Source organism: Streptacidiphilus albus JL83 (genome assembly GCF_000744705.1).
In the GTDB taxonomy this organism is placed as follows: Bacteria; Actinomycetota; Actinomycetes; order Streptomycetales; family Streptomycetaceae; genus Streptacidiphilus; species Streptacidiphilus albus.
Map to the genome: position 1 here is coordinate 5,852,149 of NZ_JQML01000001.1, position 18,623 is coordinate 5,870,771.

Sequence of the window (18,623 nt, forward strand, 5' to 3'; positions counted from 1 at the left end):
TCAGCAGGGCACCGACTCCGGGCCCGAGTCGGGCTCGAAGCGGATGACGACCGACTTGGACGTCGGGGTGTTGCTGGTGTCCGCCGTGCTGTCGAGCGGCACCAGCACATTGGTCTCCGGGTAGTAGGCGGCGGCGCAGCCCCGGGTGGTCGGGTAGTGGACCACCCGGAAGTGCGGGGCCCGCCGCTCCACGCCGTCGGCCCACTCGCTCACCAGGTCGGTGAAGTCGCCCTCGGCCAGGCCGTGCTCGGCGGCGTCCTCGGGGTGCAGCAGGACCACCCGGCGGCCGTCCTTGATGCCCCGGTAGCGGTCGTCCAGGCCGTAGATGGTGGTGTTGTACTGGTCGTGCGAGCGCAGCGTCTGCAGCAGCAGCCGGCCGGCCGGGACCTCGGGCGCGGTGAGCTCGTTGACGGTGAAGTTGGCCTTGCCGGTGGCGGTGGGGAAGGCCCGGTTGTCGCGCGGGCCGTGCGGCAGCGCGAAGCCGCCGGGCTGCTTGATCTTCGTGTTGAAGTCGGCGAAGCCGGGGATCACCCGGGCGATCCGGTCGCGGATGTTGCCGTAGTCGGCGGAGAAGTCCTCCCAGGGGACCAGGTTCTGCGGGCCGAGGGTGCGCCGGGCCAGGCCGCAGACGATCGCGGTCTCCGAGAGCAGGTCGGCGGCCGGGGGCTTGAGCGCCCCGCGCGAGGCGTGGACCATGCCCATCGAGTCCTCGACGGTGACCTGCTGCGGCCCGCCGGCCCGCCGGTCCAGGTCGGTGCGGCCGAGCGTCGGCAGGATCAGCGCCCGGGCGCCGGTGACCACATGGGAGCGGTTGAGCTTGGTCGAGACGTGGACGGTCAGCCGGCAGCGGCGCATCGCGTCCTCGGTGACCTCGGTGTCCGGGGTGGCGGCGACGAAGTTGCCGCCCATGGCGAAGAAGACCTGCACCTTGCCGTCGCGCATGCCCCGGATGGTGTCGACCACGTCCAGGCCGTGGTGGCGCGGCGGTTCGAAGCGGAACTCGGTGCCGAGAGCGTCCAGGAAGGCGGTGCTGGGGCGCTCGAAGATGCCCATCGTCCGGTCGCCCTGGACATTGCTGTGGCCGCGCACCGGGCAGACGCCGGCGCCGGGGCGGCCGACATTGCCGCGCAGCAGCAGGAAGTTGACGACCTCGCGGATGGTCGGCACCGAGTGCTTGTGCTGGGTCAGCCCCATCGCCCAGCAGACGATGGTCCGCTCGGAGGCCAGCGCCAGCGCGGCCAGCTCGCGGATCTGCTGCTCCGGCAGGCCGGTGGCGGCGTGGACGGCGTCCCAGTCGGTGGAGCGGGCCTCCTCGGCCCACTTCTCGAAGCCGTGGCAGTGCTCGTCGATGAAGGCGCGGTCCAGCACCGTACCGGGGTTCTGCTCCTCGGCCTCCAGCAGCAGCAGGTTGAGGGCGCGGAACAGCGCCAGGTCGCCGCCGAGCCGGATCTGCAGGAAGAGGTCGGTCAGCTTGGTCCCGTTGCCCACCAGTCCGCGCGCGTTCTGCGGGTTCTTGAAGCGTTCGAGACCGGCCTCGGGCAGCGGGTTGACGCTGACGATCTTCGCCCCGGCGCGCTTGGCGCGCTCCAGCGCGGAGAGCATCCGGGGGTGGTTGGTGCCCGGGTTCTGCCCGGCGACGATGATCAGGTCGGCCTGGTAGAGGTCCTTGAGGTGGACGCTGCCCTTGCCGATGCCGATGGTCTCGGTGAGCGCCGAACCGGAGGACTCGTGGCACATGTTGGAGCAGTCCGGCAGGTTGTTGGTGCCGAACTGGCGGGCGAAGAGCTGGAAGGTGAAGGCGGCCTCGTTGCTGGTCCGGCCGGAGGTGTAGAAGGCGGCGGCGTCCGGGGTGTCCAGCGCCTTCAGCTCGGCCGCGACCAGGTCGAGGGCGGCGTCCCAGCCGATCGGGGTGTAGTGGGTCGCGCCCGCTTCCAGCAGCATCGGGGTGGTCAGCCGGCCCTGCTGGCCCAGCCAGTAGCCGGAGCGCCCGGCCAGGTCGGCGATCGGGTGGGCGGCGAAGAACTCGGGCCCGATCCGCCGCAGCGTCGCCTCCTCGGCGACGGCCTTGGCGCCGTTCTCGCAGAACTCGGCGGTGTGGGTGTGCTCGGGCTCGGGCCAGGCGCAGCCGGGGCAGTCGAAGCCGTCCGGCTGGTTGACCTTCGCCAGGGTGCGCACCGAGCGGGCCGCGCCCATCTGCGCGAGGGCGATCTGCGAGGTGTGCAGCAGGGCGGGCAGACCGGCGGCCGCGTGCTTGGGGGCGGTCACCTCGGGTGCGTCCTGTGCCGGATCCGTCTCGGGCGCCTGCCTGGCCATCTCTCGTCCACCTCCGGGTCGCACGCGCGGCCGGCTTCCCTGCCCCCACGCGTACCTGCATCTTTTCACTCCGAGGCGGGCCGCGGGGAGGCGCGGTCGGGGATATTGCGCAGTTCACAGCCCGAGCAGGCCGAGCACCGGCAGCAGCGCGTCCGGGCGCTGCTCCACCGGCAGGGCCGGCACCCGGTGGAAGGCGCAGCCCAGCGCGGTCGCCCCGCCGTCGGCCGGGAGGTCGTCGCCGACCATCAGCGCCTCGGCGGGGGCCACCGACAGCCGCCGGCAGGCGGCCCGGAAGATCCGCGGATCTGGCTTCTGCACCCCGAGTTCGTAGGAGAGCAGGTAGGCGTCCACATACTCGTCCAGGCCGTGCCGGACGAAGACCGGGCGCAGGTCCCAGCCGATGTTGCTGACCACGGCGACCGGCACGCCGAGCTGCCGCAGTCGTCCCAGCACCGGTTCGGCGTCCGGATAGGGGCGCCAGGCGTCGGGGGTCAGGTGGCGTTCGTAGAGGGCGGTGGCCAGGGCGTCGACCCGGTCGGCCGGGACGGTCGGCCGCAGGCCGGCCCGGGTCTGGGCGGTGTAGGCGGCCCGGTGCCGCGCGGCGCCGAGGTCGCGCTCGCCCCAGCCGGCCGGGGCGTGCAGCGGCGGCGGTCCGCCGGGGAGCGCGCCGGCCGCGGTGAGCCGGTCGACGGTGGCGTCCCGCTCGGCCGGCGGCAGGTCCAGGCCCAGGGAGTCGAACCAGTCCGGGACCGGCTCGATCCGGAAGAGGGTGCCGGAGAAGTCGAACATCACGCCCTTGACCATGGGACGATCCTGCCGCCTCCGGCCCTGCGCTGCTACGGCACCACGGGGTCGTCCTCGTCCTGCCGGGGGACCGGCTCGGGCTCGGTCGGCACGGGCTCCGGTTCGTCCTGGTGGAGCTGGACCGAGAGCGGCGGCGGGCTGGGACGGCGCGGCTCGCGCACCCCGGCGTCGCCGGGTCCGCGGTCCGAGGTCCAGATCAGGACGGTGGACCAGCGCGGCACGATGCCCCCGGGCAGTGGCTGCTGCCGGACCACGGTCCCGGTGACGGCGGCCGGGAGGTCCGGATCCGGGCCGACGGCGACCAGTTGCGAGCGGTGGGCGAAGTCCCGTGCCACGGCGACGTGCAGGCCGACCAGGTTCGGGACGATGACCTGGACGGGCGGCCGCCCGGGGCGTGGCTCCATACGCCCAGGGTAGGCCGACCGCGGCCCGGGCGGAGAGGTTTCCGAATCCCGGTGCCGGTTCGGGAATACCGGCGGGCAGGGTCGGGAATACGGACGTCGTCCGGTGGTTGGGAAGGTGTGGGGCGGTGCCTCCCTCGGGTGGCAACCGGGGGTCGCCGGCCCGGATGAGACGATGACTCCGCAGGTCCGATCCCACTCTCGCCGATTGTCCCCTTCCTCCCGGAGGCCCCGTAGTGAGCAGCAGTCTGGATGATTGGAAGCACTGGCGCGACGAGCGGGTGGTGGCCGCCCGCGCCCCGCACGGGCCGCTGGCGCTGACCGGCACCCACTGGTTGGCCGACCTGCGCGGCGGCGTGCCCGGGGTGCCCGGACGCTGGGAGCAGCAGGACAAGTGCGTCGTCCTCACCGCCGCCGCGCACGACGGCCTGGCGGTGGACGGCGTGGCGCTGGACGGTTCGGTGAAGCTCTGTCCGGACACCGCGCCCAAGCCCTCGGTGATAACCCACGGCGGCCGGAAGCTGATCCTGATCCTCCGCGACGGGGAGTACGCGGTCCGGATCTACGACCCCGCCTCGGCGGCGCGCTCCGCCTTCGCCGGGATCGACGCCCACCCCTACGACGAGCAGTGGGCGCTTCCGGCCCGGTTCACCGCCTACGACGAGGACCGCAGCGTCGGCGTCCGCAACGCGGACGGCCGCGAGCGGCCGCTGGAGCTGGCCGGGACGGTCGCGTTCACCGTGCCGGACTCCGGTGAGGAGCTCACCCTGCAGGTCAGCCGGGCCGGGGACGGCTCGCTCAGCGCGGTCTTCGCCGACGCCACCAGTGGCCGGGAGTCCTTCGGCTTCCGCTTCGTCTCCCTGGCCGCACCGGACCGGGACGGCGCGACCGTGCTCGACTTCAACCGCGCCTACCTGCCGCCGTGCGCCTTCGCCGACCACTTCATCTGCCCCTTCCCGCCCCCGGGCAACCGGCTCGCCGTCGCGGTCCCGGCCGGGGAGACCCACGTCTTCCAGCACTGAACGGGGTTCGGGCCGGAGCGGCGTGACCGGAGCGAATTCCGGTGCGCAGGAGGCGGGGAGTGGGCAGACTCCGGGCATGAGCGATCCGCTGCACGCCGCTGCTCCCCGGCCCGACTTCCTGACCAAGCCGGTGCTGGACGGGGACCTGGTCACCCTGCGGGTGGTCACCGCCGCCGACATCCCCGCCCTGCGCCCGCTCTGGGAGGAGCCGGAGTGCCGCCGGCTGACGGGCAGTCATCCGCTGCCGCCGGAGGAGTCCGCCGAGGTCGCCGAGGCCAAGGTGGCGGCCTGGTACACCACCCGGGCCGGCCAGGACGACCGGCTGGACCTGGCCGTCGTCGACCGGGCGGGCGGACTGGTGGTCGGCGAGGTGGTGCTGAACGAGTGGAGCCCCGGCAACGAGAGCTGCAGCTTCCGGATCGCCCTGGTGGCGGCGGGCCGGAACCGCGGCCTGGGCACCGAGGCGACCCGGTTGATCTGCGGCTACGGCTTCGAGAAGCTGGGCCTGCACCGGATCTCGCTGGAGGTGTACGCCTTCAATCCCAGGGCCCGCCGGGCCTATGAGAAGGCCGGCTTCGTGGTGGAGGGCGTGCTCAGGGATGCCCTGCTCTGGGAGGGCCGCTGGGTGGACTCCACCGCGATGTCGATCCTGGCCGCGGAATGGGAGCGGCACCGGGGGCACCCGGGGACCGGGTGACGCGCATAATTGGCGTTCCAGGGACTCGCCCTGGGTTCCGGGACTCCAGTGGGCAGGAAGGCGGGCCGCGTGTCGGTCACCGATGAGGCCATCGCACGCATCAGGGAGATGATCGCCGAGGGGCGGCTCAAGCCCGGCGACCGACTGCCGAAGGAGGCGGACCTCGCCGCGCTGCTCGGCCTGTCGCGCAACTCGCTGCGCGAGGCGGTGCGCGCGCTCTCGCTGATCCATGTGCTGGACGTCCGCCAGGGGGACGGGACGTATGTCACCGGCCTGGAGCCGGAGCGGCTGCTGGAGGCCGTGGGCTTCATGGTCGAACTGCGGCACGACACCTCGCTGCTGGAGGTGTTCGAGGTCCGCCGGCTGCTGGAGCCGGCCGCCACGGCGCGGGCCGCCGAGCTGATCTCGGCCGAGCAGCTGGCGGAGCTGGAACAGGAGCTGCTGCGCGCCGAAGGGGCGCACAGCGTGGAGGAACTGGTCGCCCACGACCTCGACTTCCACCGCATGATCGTCCAGGCGGCCGGGAACCAGGTGCTGTCCGCACTGCTGGTGCAGCTCAACTCGCCGACCGTGCGCGCCCGGGTGTGGCGCGGGCTGACCCAGGAGGGCGCGCTGGAGCGGACCCTGGCGGAGCACCGGGGGCTGGTCGCCGCGCTCCGCGCCGGGCGCGCGGACCTGGCGCACGCCTGCGCCATGGTCCACATCGCCGGGGTGGAGGAGTGGCTGCGCGCCTCGGTCGAGGCCGGTGAGCAGCCGCCCGCGTCCGGCGGCCCCTCGGTCGGGTAGGGCCGACTGTCCGGATGCCGGGCGAACCTGGACGAATTCGGTCGGGGTTGATATACATCGGATCTCTTGGCGGCGGTGGGCGACCGGACCGTCACGATCGCAAAGGTGGTGATGGCAGGTGCGATTCCTGCGAGTGGGGCCCCTCGGGGCGGAACGACCCGTACTTCTGGCCGACGGCGACGCCGACGGCGGGACGACCGGCTACGACCTGTCCCAGGTCACCGGTGAGATCGACGGCGCCTTCCTCGGGCGGCTGCTGGACGGCGCGGGCGCGGAGATCGCCGCCCTGGCCGCGCAGGGCGCACTGCCGGTGCTGGACCTGGCCGGGCAGCGGGTCGGCGCGCCGGTGGCCCGTCCCGGCAAGGTGGTCTGCATCGGTCTCAACTACCGGGACCACGCCGAGGAGACCGGGGCGGAACTGCCCGCCGAGCCGGTGATCTTCATGAAGGCCAGCAACACCGTCGTCGGCCCCGACGACGAGGTGCTGATCCCCAGGAACAGCGCCAAGACCGACTACGAGGTCGAGTTGGCCGTGGTCATCGGCCGCACCGCCCGCTACCTGGAGTCGCCGGAGGCGGCGGCCGGCGTCATCGCCGGCTACGCGCTCAGCAACGACGTCTCCGAGCGCGAGTTCCAGCTGGAGCGCGGCGGCACCTGGGACAAGGGCAAGTCCTGCGAGACCTTCAACCCGCTGGGCCCGTGGCTGGTGGACGCGGACGCGGTCGGCGACCCGCAGCGGCTCGGCCTGCGGACCGTGGTCAACGGCGAGTCCCGGCAGGACGGCAGCACCGCCGACATGATCTTCCCGGTGCACCACCTGGTCTGGTACGTCAGCCAGTTCCTGGTGCTGGAGCCCGGCGACATCATCAACACCGGCACTCCGGCGGGCGTGGCGCTCGGCAGGCCCGGCACGCCGTTCCTGCAGCCCGGCGACGTCATGGAGCTGGAGATCGACGGCCTGGGCCGGCAGCGCCAGGTGCTCGGCAAGGCGTGAGGCGCGCCGCCTGAGGCGGCAGGCCGGACGGAGGGCGGGTGGGACGCGGCGTCCCACCCGCCCTCCGTCGTCCGCGGCTATTGGTGAATCCACCAAATCGCCGCAGACATCGGATGTGTTGCTCCGTCAGTCCGGTGACTCGCCGGTAGCTTCGGGCTCGGACTCGGGCCCGGGGCGGGGCTCGGCGCCCGGTGCGAGCAGCAGTCGGCCGATCCGGGAGGCCAGTCGCAGTCCAAGCCCGTCGTCGGCCGAGTGGGTGATCATCCGCCGCAGCACCCGGTCGCACTGCGGATCGTGCAGCGCCGCACCGGCGAACATCACCACGAACTCGTCCACCAGCCAGTCCCGCAGCTCGGCCGCCGTGCCGACGCCGGCGCCCGCGGCGTTGCCGGCGCCCCGGTCGGCCGCCCCGCGCCGGCTGTCGTCCAGCCAGGTCAGCGCGCTGACCTCGACCACCGAGATCCAGGAACGGATCATCAGGTTGAGCCGGGGCCCGGGCTGCTCCACCCCGAGCTGTTCGACGATGCTGTTGTAGGCCGCCCGGCGCACCTCGTCCACGATCGCCGTGGTCCGCTCGTTCTCGGCGGCCGAGCCGCCGCGCAGCAGTGCGCCGTAGCCGGCCGCGTACTCGCCGACGAAGGTGAAGTAGCGGTCCAGGACGTGGCCGAGGCGCTCCGCCGGCGTGCCCCGGGTCGGCTCGACGAACCGCGAGGCCAGCTCCTCGGCCGCGCTGCGCAGCGCGGCCTCGTACAACTGCTGCTTGCCGCCCGGGAAGTAGCGGTAGACCAGCGGCCGCGAGGCCTCCGCGGCGGCGGCCACGTCGTCGAGCGAGACCTCCTCCGGCGCATGTCTGCTGAAGAGCTCCAGTGCCACCGCGATCAGCTGCTCCCGGCGCTGCTGCACCGGCAGCCGCCGGTAGGGTCCGCGCCGCGCCCGCTGGGCGCGCTCGCCGGATCCGGGGCCCGCGTCCGTCGGCGTCGCTGCTGCGTCCGCCGGAGTGGACACGGGGTCTGCGGTAGGGGCGTCCATGAGCCCCACCCTACGTGTCGTGCCCGTTGCCGGTGGGCAGGGCCCCGGAAGGGCTCGGCACCGGGGTGGTCAGCGGGTGAGCAGGCCGGAGCGGCGCCAGGCGGCCCGGTCCAGCGCGCTGTGGATGATGCCGATCTCCTCCAGGAACTCGGTCAGCTTCTCCGCCGACCAGCGCATGGTCTCCCGCCGGTGCTCGCTCTCCCGGGCCTGGCGCACGGCCGTCGACACGTCCAGTCCGACCGAGGCGTAGACCGCCGGGCTGACCAGGGCGCGGGCCACCACCACCGAGGCCTCGCCGGAGACGGTGCGGGTCAACTGCCGCTCCCAGGCCGGGCAGGTCGCCATCTGCCGCCGCAACTCCTCGCGGGCGTAGCGGACGTGCCGGGCCTCCTCCACCACGTGGATCCGGGTGATGCCGCGGACCAGCGGCTGCACCGTCGGGTCGGGGAAGGTCTGCCGCTGGAACCGGTCCAGGATCTCCTCCACCAGCAGCGTCGCGGTGAAGGCGCCGGGGGTGGTCGCCGTCGTCTTCAGCACCCGGCCGAGGAAGCGGGTGACATTGCCGGGGCGGTAGTACGGGGTGCCGAGCTTGGTCACCATCCGGGCGAACATCCGCGAGTGCCGGCACTCGTCGGCCATCTCGGTGAGGGCGTAGGAGACGTGGCTGGTACGCGGGTCGAGGTCGTAGATGTGCCGGGTCAGCAGCTGCATCAGGATCACCTCGAACCAGACCCCGGCCGAGGCCAGGCTCGCGGCCTCGTGGCGGGAGAGCTCGATCCGCTGCTCCTCGGACATCCGCTGCCAGAGCGGGGTGCCGTAGAGCGAGACCAGTTGCTCCGGCAGGAACCAGAGGCCGGTCTCCAGCGGGGCCTCCCAGTCCAGCTCGGTCTCGGGGTCGTAGGAGTGCTTGGCCGAGGCCGCCAGCAGTCGGTCGGCGACCTGCTCACGGTCCTTCAGCAGCATTGCTGCGCCGTTGCGTTCCATGCCGCACCCTCTTCTCCCTGGTAAGCCGACTTCCTCTTATGAGACTCCATGTCAGTAAGGACGTCAATCCCCTGGCTCCCGACTCCCTGTCTCTTACCTGGGAGAAGTGCGGGCCTCGGCGGCCGGGCCGCCCCCGCGTCGCAGAATGACCACCATGACGACCGAAGAACCCGCAGCCCAGGACCGGCCGAGCGGCCCCGCCCCCGGCCCCGACGGCAGGGGCGGAGCCCGGGACGGCGGCGTCCACCGCTCGCGGGCACGCCGCTGGGCGGGCGCGGTGGTCGACTGGGTGCGGTACGCCCCCGGCACCTACCTGTGGCTGCTGATCCTCGGCGCCAACACCTTCGCGCTGGTCCGGATGTCGCCGCGGTTCCGGAAGTACTTCCTGATCACCCACAGCACCAACCTGCTCGAACTCGGGCGACACCCGATCAAGGTCCTGATCGCCAGCGCCTTCTGGACCGAGACGCCCAGCTTCCTGTTCTGGTTCGTGATCTTCACCCTGTTCCACGCCCCGGTGGAGCGCTGGCTCGGCACCTGGCGCTGGCTGGCGGTGGTCGCCATCGCCCACATCGGCGCCACCCTGGTCAGCGAGGGGGCGGTGGCGTTGCTGATCGACGCCAACGACCTGCCCGCCCGTACCGCCCACACCATCGACATCGGCGTCAGCTACGCGCTCTCCGGCTCGGTCGGCGTCCTCACCTACTTCTTCGCCCGCCCGCTGCGCTGGTACTACCTCGGCGGGACCGCCCTCTTCTACCTGTTCCTGCTCGCGGCCTACCAGGACTTCACCAACCTCGGCCATCTGACGGCCTATCTGCTGGGCCTGGCCTGCTACCCGATCGCCCGGGGCGTCCCCGGCGGGGACTGGTACCCCCGGGCATTCGACCGATGGGCACCTGTCGCCCGGATCCTCGGTCGGCCAGGATGACCTTCATGGCTGACACAACCTTCACCCTCACGCCTCGGCAGATCGCCGACGCCTACCTGGACGCGCTGGTCGCCCACAACCCGGGCGTGGCCGCCGAACTCGGTCTCAATCTCGACGACGAACGCCAACCCGACCTGTCCCCGGCAGGCTTCGAGGCCGAGGCGGAACTGGCCAGGCAGGCCCTCGCCGCCCTCGACGCGCTGGACCCCGGCTACCTCGACCAGGAGGCAGCCGGCTTCGAGGCCGCCGAGGCCGCCTGCGCCCGGCTGCTGCGGGAGCGGCTCACCGCCCAACTCGCGGTCCATGACGCCGGGGACCACTTCCGCTCGCTGAACAACATCGAATGCCCACTGCACCTCGTCCGCGGCATCTTCGACTTCATGCCGACCGCCACCGACGGCGACTGGGCCGTCGTCGCAGGCCGACTGCGCAATGTCGCCGGCGCCCTCCGGGGCTACCGGGCCACCCTGGAGGAGGGAGTGCGCCGCGGGCTGCTCTCCGGACCGCGCCAGGTCGTGACCGTGACCGGCCAGTTGAGCAGCTGGATCGGCGAGGACGACGGCGAGGGCGGCAACTGGTTCGCCGGCTTCGCCGCCTCGGGTCCCGACGGCCGCCGGGCCGAACTGGACTCCGCCGCCGCGCAGGCCACCGCCGCCGTCGGCGAGTTCCGCGACTGGCTGCGCGACACCTATGCCCCCGCCGCCGCCGGCGCCCCGGACATCGCCGGACGCGAGCTCTATGTCCGCTCCGCGCGCCGGCAGACCGGGGCCGACCTGGACCTGGACGAGGCCTACAGCTGGGCCTGGACCGAGTTCAACCGGCTGGAGGAGCAGCAGCGGGCCCTGGCCGAGCAGGTGCTCCCGGGCGCGACCCCGCTCCAGGCGCTGGAGCACCTGGAGCAGAACGGCCCGTCGGTCAAGGGCGTCGAGGGCGTCCGGGTCTGGCTGCAGCAGATCATGGACGGTGCCATCGAGGCACTCGACGGCACCCACTTCGACCTGGCCGGCCCGCTGCGCGAGGTGCAGGCGATGATCGCCCCGGCCGGGGCCGCCGCCGCGCCCTACTACAGCGCCCCGAGCCTGGACTTCAGCCGTCCCGGGCAGACCTGGCTGCCGACCCTGGGCCGCGAGACGTTCCCCACCTGGCAGCTGGTCAGCACCTGGTACCACGAGGGCGTTCCCGGCCACCATCTGCACCTCACCCAGCGGATGCGCTGCGCCGAGCAGCTGTCCCGCTACCAGACCACCATCGGCAACGTCAGCGCCGAGGTCGAGGGCTGGGCGCTCTACGCCGAGCGGCTGATGGACGAGCTCGGCTTCTTCGCCGACCCGGGTCACCGGATGGGCTTCCTGGACGAGCAGATGCTGCGCACCATCCGGGTCATCATCGACATCGGCATGCACCTGGAGCTGGAGATCCCGGCCGAGTCCCCGTTCCACCCCGGCGAGCGCTGGACCCCGGAGCTGGCGACCGAGTTCTTCGCCGACTACAACGGCAGCCCGGCCGCGATGCGCGAGAGCGAGATCACCCGCTACCTGGGCTGGCCGGGGCAGGCCATCGGCTACAAGCTCGGCGAGCGCGCCTGGCTGCGCGGCCGGGAGGAGGCCCGTCGGACGCACGGCGCCGACTTCGACCTCAAGACCTGGCACATGAAGGCGCTCTCGCAGGGCGGCTGCGGACTGGACGAACTGACGTCCCGCCTCGCCGCGCTCTGACCCCGGATCAGGACTGCGCCGTACGGCGGTCCCGGCCGACCCGATCACGGTGCCGTCGCGTGCCAAAGTCGGGCGAGTCGGGACCGCTGTCGCCCCCGTGCTCTAACGTGGCTGCGACGACTCGCCGCAGGAGGGTGACCGATGGCCGGTGACGCGCATACCAAGGCCCGAGGAAGCGAGCCCCGGCTCGACTCCGTGCTCGACTCCGTGACCGTCCATGCCTCCGGCGCCGTCTGCCGCAGATCCGCCCGGGTCGAACTGCCCGAGGCGGCCGGGGTGGTCGGCGCGGCCGAGGGGCCGTTCCGGGTCACCTTCACCGGGCTGCCGCTGGTGCTGGACGAGCACAGCCTGCGCGGGCGGGTCCTGGTCGGGCCGCCGAGCATGCGGGTGCTCGGGGTCCGGCGCTCGGTCCGGGCGGAGCTGCCGGAGCAGGCGGACCTCTCGCCGCTGCGCCACGCCTGCGACCTGGCCGAGGCCGAACTGGAGGCCGCCCGTGCCGAGCAGGCCGCCTGGTCGACCCAGATCGAGCACATCTCCGCGCTGCGCGCCGTTCCCACGCCGACCCGCCGGGGCGACCCGCCGCGCAGCGCGCCCACCGAGGCGCTGCTGGAGCTCGCCGACTTCGTCGACGCCCGGCTCGCCGAACTCCAGCAGCAGCTGTTCGTGGCGACGGACGCCCTCGACGAGGCCGAGCGGCGCGCCGAGTCCGCCCGGCGGCGGCTGGACGAGGCGTCCACTGCGCAGCCGACCGGGCCGGTGCGGACCAGCACCAGCGCCACCCTCACCCTGGCCTGGGAGCCGGCCGAGCGGGAGACCGTCAGCCCGGAGCCCGGGATCGGCGAGGCCGTGCTGGAGCTGGAGTACTCCGTTCCGGGCGCGACCTGGACCCCGGCCTACCACCTGCGGCTGACCGGCATCGAGGGCGACGCCCCCGGCGGCAGCCTGGCCATGCGGGCCTCGGTGGCCCAGCGCACCGGGGAGGACTGGACCGGCGTCCGGCTCGGCCTGTCCACCGCCGACCTCCGGCGGCGCACCGAGCTGCCGGTGCTGTCCTCGCTGCGGATCGGCCGTCGGCAGTCGCGGCCCGCGCCGCCGCTGTGGCGGGTCCCGCCGGAGGGGCTGCCCACCCTCTTCGCCGGCTACGACGCCTTCGGCCGCCCGGCGGGCGGTGCCGGCCCGGAGGCCGGGCGCGCGCCGATGCCCGCCGTCCGGCGCGCCCGCATGCTGGCGCGCCCGGGAGGCGGACCGGCGGGCGGCCCGGCCGGCGGTGGGGCGGACGCGTACGGGGCTCCGGCGCAACCGGTGCCCGGGCCGCCCGGAGCGGCGCCGACCGGGCGGCCCCAGCCGGCCCCGCCCCCAGCGGCACCGGTCGCTCCGTCGGCGTCGGGACCGTCCCGCAGCGCGGGGGCCCGGGCGCCGATCCCGGTCACCTACACCTCGGCGGTCGCGTCCGCCCTCCCGTCCGGGCCCCCGGCTCCGGGCGCGGCCTTCGCCGTGGAGGGGCTCCACTCGGACACCCTCCCCGGCAGCGGCGCGGCCCTCCCCGGCGAGGGACTGCGCGACCTCGACCGGCTGGTGCTCGCCGGACCCGACGAACCGGCGTCCGCACGCGGCCGGTTGCGTCCCGAGAACGGCGACGGCGCCCCGGCCGGGCCGGTCCCGCTCGGCGCCGTCGCCGAGTCCCGCTCCCGGGCGGAGGCCGTGGCCCGGCTCGACCTGCCGCCGAACAGCGTCCCGGTCCGGCACTCCGCCGGGTCCTTCGACTACCGCTACGACGCCGCCGCACCGGTCGACGTCCCCTCGGACGGCGCCTGGCACTCGGTCCCGGTCCGCGAGTTCCCGGTCGAGCTGGAGGTCGAGCACGTCTGCGTGCCCGCGGTGGACGCCCGCGTCTACGCCGCCGTCCAGCTCCGCAACAGCAGCGCCAACGCCCTGCTGGAGGGTGCCGCCGAGGTCACCGTCGACGGCGAGTTCCTGCTCGGCACCGCCCTGCCGACGCTCGCCCCCGGTCAGCGGCGCCGGGTCGGGCTCGGGATCGTGGAGAGCATCCGGGTCGCCCGGCGCACCAGCATGCGCGAGTCCACCGCCGGTCTGCGGTCCGGGACGACCGTGCTGGACCACGGCATCGAGATCGAGCTCGCCAACCGGCTCGGCCGAGCCGTCACCGTCGAGGTGCGCGAACGCGTCCCGGTCGGCAACGAGAAGGACATCCGGATCGAGGAGAAACCGGCCTCGCCGCCGTGGACCGCCGTCCCGCCCGAGGAGGACGAGGAGCACCAGCGCGGGCTGCGCCTGTGGCGGGTCACCCTGCCCGCGCGCTCCGGCATGGTGCTGACCGGCGGCTACGAGATCCGGATCCCGGCGACGAAGGCCGTGTTCGACGGCAACAGGAGGACCTGAGATGCCGCCCGAGTTGGTGACGCCGCTCCCGGTCGCCGCCGTCACGCTGCTGGAGGACCGCGCCGAGGTCGAGCGCCGGGCCGTGCTCGACCTCGCGCCCGGCACCCACCGGTTGCGCCTCGGCCCGGTCACCCCGCTCGCCGTCGACCGCTCGCTGCGGGCCGAACTCATCGGCCCCGAAGGGACGGTGACATCCGCCGCCACCGTCCTGGACGCCCGGCTGGTCCGCCACTGGACCCCGCCACCGGTCGGCGACCCCGGGCCCGACGCCTCCGAGCTGCGGCAGCGGGTGCACCGGCTCGGGGTCCGGCTCCGGGAGGCCGAGGCGCACCGGCTGCGGGCCGTCAGCCGGCTCGCGGTACTGGAGCAACTGCTCGACGAGCTGCGCCGGGACATCGGCGAGTCCGTCGGCGCGGGCACCCACGCCTTCGAACGCTGGTCGGGCGAGCTCGACCGGGCCTACGCCGCCCACCGCGACCGCTCCGAGGAACTGCGGTTGGTCACCGTGCGGTTGACCGAGCTCCGCAGCGAGCTGTGGCAGGCCGAGGCCGCCCGCGACCGGGCCGAGGAACCGCCGCCGGTGCTCACCGCCCATGTCGAGGTGGTGATCGAGGCCAGGACGCCGCTCGCGGCGGCCGACCTCCGGCTGCGGCACCTCGTCCCCTGCGCCCTCTGGCGCCCCGCCTACCGCGCCACCCTTCTCGACGACTCCGAGCTGCGACTGGAGTCCGACGCCATCGTCTGGCAGCGCACCGGCGAGGACTGGACCGAGGCCCGGCTCTCCTTCTCCACCGCCCGCTCGACCCAGGCCGCCGAACCGCCGAAGCTGCGGGAGGACGTCCTGCTGCTGGTCGACCGGACGCCGGAGGAGCGCCGCACCATCGAGGTCGACCTGCGGGAGGTTGAGATCCAGACCCTCGGACCCGGCGACAGCACCACCGACCTCGACGCCGCGCTCACCCTCCCCGGGGTGGACGACGGCGGTGAGGCCCGGCTGCTGCCCGCCCCGGCCCCGGTGACGGTGCGCAGCGACGGCCGCCCGCAGCGGGTGCACCTCACCGACGCCCGGCTCCCGGTCCGCACCGAGTACGCCTGCGCGCCGGAGCTGTCGCCGCTGGTCTCCCAGCTGGCCCGGTTCCGCAACGGCACCGGCCAGGTCCTGCTGTCCGGACCGGTGGACCTGGTCCGCGCCAGCGGCTTCGTCGGCCGGGGCGAACTCCGGTTCACCGCCGTGGACGCGGAGGCCGAGCTGTCCTTCGGCAGCGAGGACACCTTCCGGGTGGTCCGCAGCGTCCAGGAGACCCGCGACACCGGCGGCCTCAGCGGACGCACCGTCATCTCCCGCACGGTACTGCTCAATGTCTCCCGCTTCGCCCCGCCCGGCTCGGCCCCGGCCACCATCGTGCTCCGCGAACGGATCCCGGTCTCCGAGCTCGCCGCCGTGGAGGTCCAGCTGGTCAAGGAGCAGTGCGACCCGCCCCCGGCCGAGCTCGACGCCGACGGCATCCTCCGCTACGACCTCACCCTCGCCCCCGACGCCCGCCGCACCCTCAGCCTCGCCTACGAGCTCACCGCCGCCCGCGCCGTGGCCCTCTGAGGCCACGCCCCGCGCTCCGACGCACGCAGAAATCCCCTCGGGCTGTCCCGGGGGCGCGACCTACGCTGACGGCATGACGGGAACTCACAATGACTTGATCCGAGCACAGTTCGGGGTCCGGGCCGCGACCTTCACCGACGCCGGCTTCGCCGCGCGCGGGTCGGACTGGATCCTGGAACGGCTCGCTCCTGCGGCTGACGAGCAGGTGCTGGATGTGGCCGCCGGCGCCGCCCACCTGGGGCGTGCGCTGGCATCCCGGGTGAACCATGTCAGCGCCCTCGACCCGACCCCGGCGATGCTTGAGCAGGGACAGCGGCTCGCGGCCGCAGGCGGCCTGCGCAATCTCACCTTCACCGTCGGCGACGCGGCCGGACTGCCCTATCTGGACGGCCAGTTCGACCTGGTGGTGTGCCGACTGGCGCTGCATCGGGTGGCCGATCCGGCGACGATGGTGCGGGAGATGGTCCGGGTGACGCGTCAGGGCGGCCGGATCGGACTCGTCGACATGATCGCCGAGGCGGACCGGGCGTCGGCCGAGGAGGCTGACCGACTGGAACGCCTGCGCGATCCGAGCCACAACCGGACCCTGCCGCTCGCCGAGGTGCAGGGCCTGCTCGTGGCGGCCGGCGCCGCCCTGGCCTCGACCGCCCTCCGCGACGAGGATCTCGACCTGGAGGACTGGCTGGCGCGCAGCAGGACCCCGGACCGGGTGAGCGCCCAGATCCGGGCACGGTTCGAGGAGGAACTCGCCGGCGGCTCGGCGACCGGCCTGCGCCCGGTGCGCGGCGCTGACGGCGCCCTCAGGTTCACCCACACCTGGGCCGTCGTGACGGGCAGCCCGCGCGGCTGAGGAGGGGGTGGGCCCGGCCGGGCCGGACGCCGCGCCAGGACGGCGTCAGTCGTCCAGCCCGGCCCGCCCGGGTGGCACCGTGTGACATCCCCATGGTGCCGTGTGATGCCAAGGTGAACTCAAGTAGAGCCATCATTGACCTGCTCTGATGCCAATGGGAGCCAATAGTGCTTGCGATGGAGCCAGTGTGGTGCCACTCTAGAGCCATCGAGCTCACCGCCTGCGGAGAGATCACCGCCCGCGGCCGCTGAGCCGCAGCCCTTGAGGAGCACTCATCATGACCGACCTGGCCATCGCGGCGAACGGGTTGCGCAAGTCCTACGGCGACAAGGTCGTGCTCGACGGCATCGACCTGGCCGTGCCCGAAGGAACGGTCTTCGCCCTGCTCGGGCCGAACGGGGCCGGCAAGACCACCGTCGTGAAGATCCTCTCCACCCTCATCTCCGCCGACGGCGGTCGGGCCCGGGTCGCGGGCCACGACCTGGCCGCCGATCCTTCCCCAGGCTCTTCGAGCAGGGGAGGCCCCATGGCGGTGCGCGCCGCGATCGGCGTCACCGGGCAGTTCTCCGCCGTGGACGGGCTGATCACCGGCGAGGAGAACATGCTGCTGATGGCGGACCTGCACCACCTGCCCCGGCGCGAGGGACGGCGGGTCGCCGCCGACCTGCTGGAGCGCTTCGACCTGGTCGAGGCCGCGAAGAAGCCCGCCTCCACCTACTCCGGCGGCATGAAGCGCCGACTGGACCTCGCCATGACCCTGGTCGGCAACCCCCGGATCATCTTCCTCGACGAACCGACCACCGGCCTGGACCCCCGCAGCCGCCACAACATGTGGCAGATCATCCGCGAACTGGTCTCCGACGGCGTCACCGTCTTCCTCACCACCCAGTACCTCGAAGAGGCCGACCAGCTCGCCGACCGCATCGCCGTCCTCCATGACGGCACGATCGCCGCCCAGGGCACCGCCGACGAGTTGAAGCGACTCGTCCCCGGCGGACACGTCCGGCTCCGCTTCACCGACCCCACCGCCTACCGCGACGCCGTCTCCGCGTTCCCCGACGCCACCCGCGACGACCAGGCACTGGCCCTGCAACTCCCCAGCGACGGCAGCCAGCGCGACCTGCGCACCGTCCTGGACCGGCTGGACTCCACCGGCACCGAGGCCGCCGAACTCACCGTGCACACCCCCGACCTCGACGACGTCTTCTTCGCCCTCACCGGCAGCACCGACATCCCCAACCAGGCCACCCGACCGGCCACCCGGCCCGCCCAGTCCAAGGAGAACGTCCGATGAGCGCCCTGTCCCTCGCCGCCCGCGACTCGTCCACCATGCTGCGGCGCAACCTCCTGCACGCCCGGCGCTACCCCTCCCTCACCCTGAACCTGCTGCTCACCCCGGTCATGCTGCTGCTGCTCTTCGTCTACATCTTCGGCAACTCGATGAGTGCGGGCATCGGCGGCGGGGGCCGGGCCGGCTACATCACCTACATCGTCCCCGGCCTGCTGCTGATGACCATCGGCAGCACCGTGGTCGGGACCGCGGTCTCGGTCTCCAACGACATGACCGAGGGCATCATCGCCCGCTTCCGCACCATGGCCATCCACCGCCCCTCGGTCCTGGTCGGGCACGTCGCGGGCAGCGTCCTCCAGTCGATCGTCAGCGTGGTCCTGGTCGGCGCCGTCGGCGTGGCCATCGGCTTCCGCTCCCCCCACGCCGGCCTGCTGCACTGGCTCGCCGCCTTCGGACTGCTCGTCCTGTTCGCCCTGGCCCTGACCTGGATCGCCGTGGGCATGGGCCTGATCAGCCCCAACGCCGAGGCCGCCAGCAACAACGCGATGCCGCTGGTCCTGCTCCCGCTCTTCTCCAGCGCCTTCGTCCCGGTCCACACCATGCCCGGCTGGTTCCAGCCGGTCGCCCGCTACCAGCCCTTCACCCCCACCATCGAGACCCTCCGCGGTCTGCTCCTCGGCACCCACATCGGCAACGACGGCTGGCTCGCCGTCGCCTGGTGCGTCGCCCTCACTGCACTCGGCTACTTCTGGGCGACCTCGAAGTTCAACAGCGACCAGAAGTAGTGGCCGCGACCGAACCGCAGGAAC

16 protein-coding genes are annotated in these 18,623 nt (G+C 73.3%); 11 read left to right on the plus strand and 5 right to left on the minus strand.

What is annotated here, in order from left to right:
• The 3 genes from BS75_RS25640 to BS75_RS25650 all read right to left on the minus strand — a co-directional run bounded on the left by BS75_RS25640 (position 1) and on the right by BS75_RS25650 (position 3,521).
• Positions 1-2,313, minus strand: a complete 2,313-nt coding sequence (locus BS75_RS25640) for an FdhF/YdeP family oxidoreductase (RefSeq protein ID WP_034089936.1) — start codon at positions 2,311-2,313, stop codon at positions 1-3.
• Positions 2,314-2,427: 114 nt separating this feature from the next.
• Complete coding sequence (locus tag BS75_RS25645) at positions 2,428-3,117, minus strand: HAD family hydrolase (RefSeq protein WP_034089937.1); 690 nt, start codon at positions 3,115-3,117, stop codon at positions 2,428-2,430.
• Positions 3,118-3,149: 32 nt separating this feature from the next.
• On the minus strand, positions 3,150-3,521 hold the full coding sequence (locus tag BS75_RS25650) for a PASTA domain-containing protein (protein ID WP_052069689.1): 372 nt from the start codon (positions 3,519-3,521) through the stop codon (positions 3,150-3,152).
• 233 nt (positions 3,522-3,754) lie between these two features.
• Between BS75_RS25650 and BS75_RS25655 the strand changes: the two genes are divergently transcribed.
• The 4 genes from BS75_RS25655 to BS75_RS25670 all read left to right on the plus strand — a co-directional run bounded on the left by BS75_RS25655 (position 3,755) and on the right by BS75_RS25670 (position 7,017).
• Positions 3,755-4,540, plus strand: coding sequence for a DUF1684 domain-containing protein (locus BS75_RS25655; protein WP_034089938.1), 786 nt, complete (start codon positions 3,755-3,757; stop codon positions 4,538-4,540).
• 76 nt (positions 4,541-4,616) lie between these two features.
• Complete coding sequence (locus tag BS75_RS25660; protein WP_042437272.1) at positions 4,617-5,237, plus strand: GNAT family N-acetyltransferase; 621 nt, start codon at positions 4,617-4,619, stop codon at positions 5,235-5,237.
• Positions 5,238-5,306: 69 nt separating this feature from the next.
• On the plus strand, positions 5,307-6,023 hold the full coding sequence (locus BS75_RS25665) for a FadR/GntR family transcriptional regulator (RefSeq protein WP_034089939.1): 717 nt from the start codon (positions 5,307-5,309) through the stop codon (positions 6,021-6,023).
• A gap of 118 nt (positions 6,024-6,141) precedes the next feature.
• Positions 6,142-7,017, plus strand: coding sequence for a fumarylacetoacetate hydrolase family protein (locus BS75_RS25670; RefSeq protein WP_034089940.1), 876 nt, complete (start codon positions 6,142-6,144; stop codon positions 7,015-7,017).
• 126 nt (positions 7,018-7,143) lie between these two features.
• On the opposite strand, the gene BS75_RS25675 is transcribed toward BS75_RS25670, so the two are convergent.
• Positions 7,144-8,022, minus strand: coding sequence for a TetR/AcrR family transcriptional regulator (locus tag BS75_RS25675; RefSeq protein WP_063771429.1), 879 nt, complete (start codon positions 8,020-8,022; stop codon positions 7,144-7,146).
• A 93-nt stretch (positions 8,023-8,115) separates the two neighbouring features.
• Positions 8,116-9,030 carry an AurF N-oxygenase family protein gene (locus tag BS75_RS25680; RefSeq protein ID WP_034089941.1) on the minus strand — a complete coding sequence of 305 codons (915 nt, stop codon included), beginning with the start codon at positions 9,028-9,030 and terminating at the stop codon, positions 8,116-8,118.
• A gap of 154 nt (positions 9,031-9,184) precedes the next feature.
• On the opposite strand from BS75_RS25680, the gene BS75_RS25685 reads away from it, so the two are divergent.
• The 7 genes from BS75_RS25685 to BS75_RS25715 all read left to right on the plus strand — a co-directional run bounded on the left by BS75_RS25685 (position 9,185) and on the right by BS75_RS25715 (position 18,599).
• Positions 9,185-9,961: a rhomboid-like protein gene (locus tag BS75_RS25685; protein ID WP_174515038.1), complete on the plus strand. Its 777-nt coding sequence runs from the start codon at positions 9,185-9,187 to the stop codon at positions 9,959-9,961.
• A gap of 5 nt (positions 9,962-9,966) precedes the next feature.
• The gene (locus BS75_RS25690; protein ID WP_034093767.1) at positions 9,967-11,676 is read left to right on the plus strand and encodes a DUF885 domain-containing protein; all 1,710 of its coding nucleotides are present in this window, start codon (positions 9,967-9,969) and stop codon (positions 11,674-11,676) included.
• Positions 11,677-11,817: 141 nt separating this feature from the next.
• On the plus strand, positions 11,818-14,076 hold the full coding sequence (locus tag BS75_RS25695) for a DUF4139 domain-containing protein (RefSeq protein ID WP_052069690.1): 2,259 nt from the start codon (positions 11,818-11,820) through the stop codon (positions 14,074-14,076).
• Between the two features lies 1 nt (position 14,077).
• On the plus strand, positions 14,078-15,673 hold the full coding sequence (locus tag BS75_RS25700) for a mucoidy inhibitor MuiA family protein (RefSeq protein ID WP_034089942.1): 1,596 nt from the start codon (positions 14,078-14,080) through the stop codon (positions 15,671-15,673).
• A 73-nt stretch (positions 15,674-15,746) separates the two neighbouring features.
• On the plus strand, positions 15,747-16,523 hold the full coding sequence (locus BS75_RS25705) for a class I SAM-dependent methyltransferase (protein ID WP_034089943.1): 777 nt from the start codon (positions 15,747-15,749) through the stop codon (positions 16,521-16,523).
• A 277-nt stretch (positions 16,524-16,800) separates the two neighbouring features.
• Entirely contained in the window at positions 16,801-17,817 is a 1,017-nt protein-coding gene (locus BS75_RS25710; protein ID WP_034089944.1) for an ATP-binding cassette domain-containing protein, read from the plus strand.
• Positions 17,814-18,599 carry an ABC transporter permease gene (locus BS75_RS25715; protein WP_034089945.1) on the plus strand — a complete coding sequence of 262 codons (786 nt, stop codon included), beginning with the start codon at positions 17,814-17,816 and terminating at the stop codon, positions 18,597-18,599. The genes BS75_RS25710 and BS75_RS25715 overlap by 4 nt, the downstream gene beginning before the upstream one ends.
• Positions 18,600-18,623: the final 24 nt, after the last annotated feature.

Bases quoted from the DNA above. Each gene is read 5' to 3' on its own strand.
- BS75_RS25640 (WP_034089936.1), bottom strand. From the start codon at position 2,313: ATGGCCAGGCAGGCGCCCGAGACGGATCCGGCACAGGACGCACCCGAG.
- BS75_RS25645 (WP_034089937.1), bottom strand. From the start codon at position 3,117: ATGGTCAAGGGCGTGATGTTCGACTTCTCCGGCACCCTCTTCCGGATC.
- BS75_RS25650 (WP_052069689.1), bottom strand. From the start codon at position 3,521: ATGGAGCCACGCCCCGGGCGGCCGCCCGTCCAGGTCATCGTCCCGAAC.
- BS75_RS25660 (WP_042437272.1), top strand. From the start codon at position 4,617: ATGAGCGATCCGCTGCACGCCGCTGCTCCCCGGCCCGACTTCCTGACC.
- BS75_RS25680 (WP_034089941.1), bottom strand. From the start codon at position 9,030: ATGGAACGCAACGGCGCAGCAATGCTGCTGAAGGACCGTGAGCAGGTC.
- BS75_RS25685 (WP_174515038.1), top strand. From the start codon at position 9,185: ATGACGACCGAAGAACCCGCAGCCCAGGACCGGCCGAGCGGCCCCGCC.
- BS75_RS25690 (WP_034093767.1), top strand. From the start codon at position 9,967: ATGGCTGACACAACCTTCACCCTCACGCCTCGGCAGATCGCCGACGCC.
- BS75_RS25695 (WP_052069690.1), top strand. From the start codon at position 11,818: ATGGCCGGTGACGCGCATACCAAGGCCCGAGGAAGCGAGCCCCGGCTC.
- BS75_RS25700 (WP_034089942.1), top strand. From the start codon at position 14,078: ATGCCGCCCGAGTTGGTGACGCCGCTCCCGGTCGCCGCCGTCACGCTG.
- BS75_RS25705 (WP_034089943.1), top strand. From the start codon at position 15,747: ATGACGGGAACTCACAATGACTTGATCCGAGCACAGTTCGGGGTCCGG.
- BS75_RS25710 (WP_034089944.1), top strand. From the start codon at position 16,801: ATGACCGACCTGGCCATCGCGGCGAACGGGTTGCGCAAGTCCTACGGC.
- BS75_RS25715 (WP_034089945.1), top strand. From the start codon at position 17,814: ATGAGCGCCCTGTCCCTCGCCGCCCGCGACTCGTCCACCATGCTGCGG.